A 1797-nucleotide genomic window follows, 5' to 3' on the forward strand; every position below is an offset into this window, starting at 1 on the left:
ACCACCCGAGGCTCTATTTTTAGCTCATGAGCTGGTTATTCTTTGATTTCTTCAAAGCGGGTCGTCTCAAAATCTCGTTCCTTTTTAGGGGATGAATTTAGTACATGGAATAGGTATTTTTTGCCAGGCTGAGCAGTTTTAACGTATGCGGGAATTTTCCAGCCTTCTGGCGCCTCATACATTGACAAAGTGCCGCACTCTTCTGTTTCGAAGACACCCACCGGAGCATTATCATTCAGCTCTCCAATCGTGCCGCCTCGAGGCCTGGTGTATGCCTTCGTTGCGGTGCAAGTAGCAGTGATACCATCACTGTCATCTCGTAATTCATATGGAAAGCGTACGAGGACATAAATGATAATTGCTACGATGCTTGTCATGATTATGATACTGCTTGGGCGCCTATCACCGAAGAACTCCTCTAGGAATCCTTTTATAAAATCTTTTATGCAGTCTATGATAAACATATTGAAACACTCACCTTAGAAGTGGTCGCAGGCCAGATGAATCTATATTCAATCTGCCTCTTGGAATCATTATTCTTTGATTTCTTCAAAGCGGGTCATATCAAAATCTCTATCTTTCCTATTTGAACGATTAGATACATGGAACAGGTACTTTTTCCCGGGCTGCGCGGTCTTAACATATGCAGGAATCTTCCATCCCTCGGGTGCTTCGTACATCGTGAGCGTGCCACACTCCTCAGTCTCAAAGACCCCCTTCAAACCAATGTCAGTCATGCCGCCCAGGTCCGTTCCGCGACGCTCCTGCGTGTACGCCTTAGTTACGGTGCAGGTAGCGGTGAAACCGTCACTGTCATCACGTAGATTTATGGGAATAATAAAAAAGATATATCCAACGCACATCGTCAGAAAAAGCATTGTTATTCTTTCTGACCATTTGTTATGAGATTCCATCACTCACCTCATTTCTCATGAGAATTCGGGGCCTTCTTTGCCTCACGCGCCCGCTGACGCTCCAGCCTACGCGCCTCATTAAGAACAGCCCTACGGCGACGCTTCTGACGTTCACTCTTCGTCTGCCCAACAACATACTTCGTCTTACACAAGTCATAAAACTGGGCATAAATATCTTGCGAAGAGCCATACATCCCCACCACACTCATCACATCCAAGCCGTCCTCCTCAGCCCAGCGCCCGTGATCGTCACGGTACAGCACCTGCGCCATAAGAATCGTCGCATCAAACTGATACGGGTCAAAGCTGCAAGTACGCTTACCCATCTCAGTGCTGCCAATGCGCAGGAACCCGTTCTTGCCGTTGTTTTCCACGTGGGCGAAGGTGATGGAGGGGTAGGTGAAGGTTCGTTCTTTCCATCGCCAGTTTCGCCATCGTACACAGTCTTCGCATAGTTCGAGGTAGAAGGCGTAGCAGTGGTTTAGAGGGATGGCACCCAGCAGGCCTATGCCTAAGACACCAATCAGGAAAGCGGCAATGACCACCCCCGCTTGTGACTCATCCGCGAGGCCTTCGTGTGTCCCTGTCGAAAAGAGAAATATCGGCGCACCAACAAACCCGAGGATAGTTACAAGCCAGAAGAAGATAAACGCCGCGATGGGCCTCTTCTGCCTCTTGTTTAGGGTGGGTTTGCCGAGCTTAATACGGTAGCCCGGTATCAGGGCGACAATAAGTCCCCAAAGGGTTCCGGTTTCAGCAGCGTTCATGGTATGTACGTCCTTGTGTGGTGGTTGGTGAATCGCGCTCGCCCCGGTGGTGGCGGGCACGTTCTTAGCCTATCGCACCCTATCTGGACGGGAGGTTAACTCGACGCAATGCTCGG

Annotated in this window: 3 protein-coding genes; all 3 read right to left on the reverse strand. The window is 49.5% G+C overall.

Annotated elements, in window-relative coordinates; translation table 11 throughout:
• Window positions 1-35: 35 nt before the first annotated feature.
• The 3 genes from Q0216_RS07855 to Q0216_RS07865 all read right to left on the reverse strand — a co-directional run bounded on the left by Q0216_RS07855 (window position 36) and on the right by Q0216_RS07865 (window position 1681).
• Complete coding sequence (locus Q0216_RS07855) at window positions 36-377, reverse strand: hypothetical protein (RefSeq protein WP_298594319.1); 342 nt, start codon at window positions 375-377, stop codon at window positions 36-38.
• A gap of 156 nt (window positions 378-533) precedes the next feature.
• Entirely contained in the window at window positions 534-878 is a 345-nt protein-coding gene (locus Q0216_RS07860) for a hypothetical protein (protein ID WP_219102000.1), read from the reverse strand.
• 44 nt (window positions 879-922) lie between these two features.
• Window positions 923-1681, reverse strand: a complete 759-nt coding sequence (locus tag Q0216_RS07865; protein ID WP_298594322.1) for an ECF transporter S component — start codon at window positions 1679-1681, stop codon at window positions 923-925.
• Between the last annotated feature and the right edge of the window lie 116 nt (window positions 1682-1797).

Origin of the sequence: uncultured Rothia sp. (assembly GCF_937976295.1) — a bacterium.
In the GTDB taxonomy this organism is placed as follows: domain Bacteria; phylum Actinomycetota; class Actinomycetes; order Actinomycetales; family Micrococcaceae; genus Rothia.